Genomic DNA, 3919 nt, shown 5'->3' on the forward strand with positions numbered 1-3919 from the left:
ATCCTCTTTATATTGCATGGTAAAAGAAAGAAGGAGGGCGGCTCCGCCCCCTCCTCAGACCTCCCCTGCAAGGGGGCCAGCCCCCTTGACCCCATCTTACCATGCTTTTTTTAGAGGATACCCGGCTCCTTTATCCCCTTGTGCAGAACTGTCTTTTTTTAGCTACCAAAAAAGAGCTTCCAGGGATTATAATATAAAGCACGGATGACCGTGTTGGGTTGTCTGATGATTCATAGAGGGAGGGACATTTTTTTATGTCAGAGGCTCAGGGAACTGGCAAGGTTGAGGAGACCAGGCCAATCAAGTCTAAGGAATTGGAGGTGCTGACAGGGCCTGTTGGTCTGGACATTGGCACTACCAACATAGTCATAGCCCGCATGAAGGGTACGACGTACTACTCGGTCAAGCAACTGAATGCTTTTTTTGAGGTGCCTAAGTCAAACATCACAGGCAAGGTGTTGGCACAAAACGACATCATGTTCTTTTCACGCAACGGACAGTTGTTTATCGTGGGCAACTCTGCCGAGCAGTTTGCCAGCACGTTTAACGCCGATACCAGAAGACCCATAGAGGGCGGACTGTTAAGCCCAAAGGAGGATGACGGCCTCAACGTCATCCAGGCGATAATCAAGACCCTGCTGCAGCCGGCCAAGAAACAGGGAGAGGCCCTGTGCTTCAGCATCCCCGGCGCCCCGATACACACTACGACAAACGTCCTCTACCACGAGGCGGTCATCAAGCGCACACTCGAGGGCATGGGGTATAGTCCGCTGTCCATCCACGAGGGCTTTGCCGTTGTCCTTGCGGAGCTTGCCGATGACAGCTACACGGGCATTGGCATAAGCATGGGCGGGGGGATGTGTAACATATGCCTGTCCTACCTCTCCGTGCCTGTGCTGACATACAGCATCCAAAAGGGCGGCGATTACATAGACACCATGGCCGGAAATTCACTCGGTGAACCAGCCACAAAGATTAAACTGATCAAGGAAAAGGGACTAAACCTCCTCAAAGAGCCAAAAAACAAACTCGAAATCTCCCTGCACATCTTTTACGAAGACCTTGTCGTCAACCTCCTGCAGAGCATCCAGCAGGTGATGGCCACATCGGACAGGGTACCGCGCTTTGCAAAGCCGCTGCCCATAGTCCTCAGTGGCGGCACCTGTCTGCCAACCGGATGCAAGGAGCTTTTTGAAAAGGTGCTCAAGAACATACGACTGCCAATACAGATATCGGGCGTGCGCATTGCCTCAGACCCTCTTAACACAACGGCCAGGGGCGCATTGATCATGGCCATGTCCGAGGAATCCTGAGGCGCTTTGTCCATAGATGACGGATGACCGTACCGGTACTGATCTTCTCTACCGATAGTATAAGAGGGAAAATTGTACTAAAAACGCTTAAGCACAACGGCATAGAGGCAACGCTTTTTGGCAGCAATTTTGAGCTACTTGAGGGACTCGGAGCAATAAAGGGACACTCGGTCGTCATCTTTGACACAAAACATTATCACTCCAGGGAGTTTGAGATGCTTGATTCTCTCAGGGTCTCTCACCCTCGTTGTTCTGTGCTCATCCTGTCGGAGGGGGCGCTACTGCCCATGTTCATACAAAAAGGTTTCAGTGCGGACTTATGCCTTAGTGACCCGCTTGACCCCGAACAGATTTGCCTCAAGGTCAGGGAGATATTCTTTATCAGGAGCAAGGCATATCTGAGGTTTCGCACATACCTAAACGTGCTCTACCACATGGTACTTGGGGAGAAGGATAACCCCTACATCCGTTTTGTAAAGAAACTGCTGTTATCCTTTGCCATGTCGTTGTCTGTGTTGTTGGGGTTGATTGGTGGGTTTGTTGTCTGGAGTCTGTCAGACCTGCCCAAGATTCAACTGCTGGAGGAGTATGCACCGCTGGAGTCATCCATGCTGTACTCCTCAGATGGAGAGAGTCTGGCGGAGCTGTACTTTGAGCGGCGACGGTTTATACCCTACTACAAGATACCGACACACGTCAGGAATGCCTTCATAGCGGTGGAGGATGCCCGCTTTTATAGCCATCATGGGTTGGACTTCTATCGCCTGATAGGTGCAGTCATTGAAAATGTACGTGCAAAGTCCTACGTCCAGGGTGCCAGCACCATCACACAACAGTTGGCAAAGATGCTATTTTTAAAGCCCGAACGCACTCTGACACGCAAGATCAAGGAGGCCGCTCTGTCAATCCAGATAGAGAATCGCTACACGAAGGACGAAATCCTGGGATTGTATCTCAACCAGGCGTATTTTGGCACCAGGGCATACGGTCTGGAGGCGGCGTCGGAGACCTACTTTGGCAAAAAGGCCGAGGAACTCACCGTTGGAGAGGCAGCCCTTTTGGCGGCGATCCCCAAGGCGCCATCGACGTACTCCCCGTTTAAAGACACGCACAAGGCCCTCAGTCGGAAAAAACTCGTCCTGAAGATGATGCTCAACCAGGGCTTTATCTCTGCCGCCAAATACGATGAGGCCGTAGTCGAACCCCTGCCATCCTACACTCCACGGGCAAATTACAAGGCGCCGTACTTTGTTGAATACGCCCGCGCCAACCTCGAAAAAATTTATGGTGACAATCTGTATACCTCCGGCTTCAAGATATACACAACGATCAACTACAAGATGCAAGAGGCAGCGGAACATGCCGTAGCCAATGGTCTGTCAAGTGGCTTTGACGACAAGACCCAGGCAGCCTTGCTTGCCATAGACATAAAGACCGGCGCCATCAGGGCAATGGTTGGCGGGACCGGTTTCGGTGAGAGTCAGTTCAACCGTGCCACGCAGGCAATGCGTCAACCGGGGTCAGCCTTTAAGCCGTTTATCTACCTGACGGCCTTTAAGGATGGTCTCACACCGCAGAGCGCTATTGTAGATGCTCCGGTTACCTATTATTCCAACAATGGCCGCACTGCCTGGACGCCACAGAACTATACACGGAGGTATTACGGGTCGGTGTCGCTAAAGAGTGCGTTGTCGATGTCTCTGAACGCTGCCACGGTCAACCTGGCAAGCAAGCTGAAGATGTCCAGGGTCATCGAAACGGCCAGGGCGGTTGGCATCAAGAGTGAAATTTATCCGCACCTGCCGGCGGCCATTGGGGTATCCGAGGTGACACTGATGGAGTTGGTCTGTGCGTATGGCACTATGGCCGAGGGGGTAAAGCTGGAGCCGCGATTTTATGAGCGGGTGGTTGATCGTTATGATCTATCGTCGGATGTCTCATTTTCTCAGGGGCAGAGGGTCATTAGTCAGCAGGCGGTTGCACACATAAGGGAGGTTCTGAGGTCGGTCGTGGAACATGGCACCGCACGGGCGGCTATGGCCTTAAGCAGACCGGTTTACGGCAAGACCGGCACGACGGATGACTATGCCGATGCCTGGTTCATAGGCTTTGACGACAAACTGGCCGTGGGGGTCTGGGTTGGTAGGGACGACCGCACTTCCCTCGGAGAAGGAAAGACCGGCGGCGCCGCTGCGTTGCCAATCTGGATAGAGTTCATGAAAAGCGTCCAGTGAGGTAGAAAAGCGGCTTAAATCAAGCCAACCACGGTTGATTGTGGTACTACCACTCTACGGGGTCAGACGGATCAAAATAAGAAATCTTCTCTTCTTTAAGGACCGCCTTGAGTCCCTTGTCTGATGTCACAAGTTCCAAGTCTAAGCCCTGCTGCCGTGCAGCGATGAGTGAACCTGCAATAAGTGCATCATGGGAGCCAAAATTAAACCGTCCACTGTACTCCTCTAACAGATATTGAGCGTGCTTTACACAAAAGGAATCAACGTATCCTCTTTAAAAAGCATGGTAAAATTAATTTCATGGTTTAAAGGCATGGATTCCTGCTTTCGCAGGAATGACAGTTACAGGCTTTTTCCAAGTTTGTCATTCCT

Annotated in this window: 2 protein-coding genes; both read left to right on the top strand. The window is 51.7% G+C overall.

Annotated features, from left to right (window positions below):
- Positions 1-254 precede the first annotated feature (254 nt).
- Positions 255-1313: a hypothetical protein gene (locus HWQ67_RS13995; protein ID WP_218253309.1), complete on the top strand. Its 1059-nt coding sequence runs from the start codon at positions 255-257 to the stop codon at positions 1311-1313.
- Positions 1314-1336: 23 nt separating this feature from the next.
- Positions 1337-3547: a transglycosylase domain-containing protein gene (locus HWQ67_RS14000; RefSeq protein WP_218253310.1), complete on the top strand. Its 2211-nt coding sequence runs from the start codon at positions 1337-1339 to the stop codon at positions 3545-3547.
- Positions 3548-3919 lie beyond the last annotated feature (372 nt).

Origin of the sequence: Candidatus Magnetobacterium casense (assembly GCF_019173545.1) — a bacterium.
Lineage (GTDB): Bacteria > Nitrospirota > Thermodesulfovibrionia > Thermodesulfovibrionales > Magnetobacteriaceae > Magnetobacterium > Magnetobacterium cryptolimnobacter.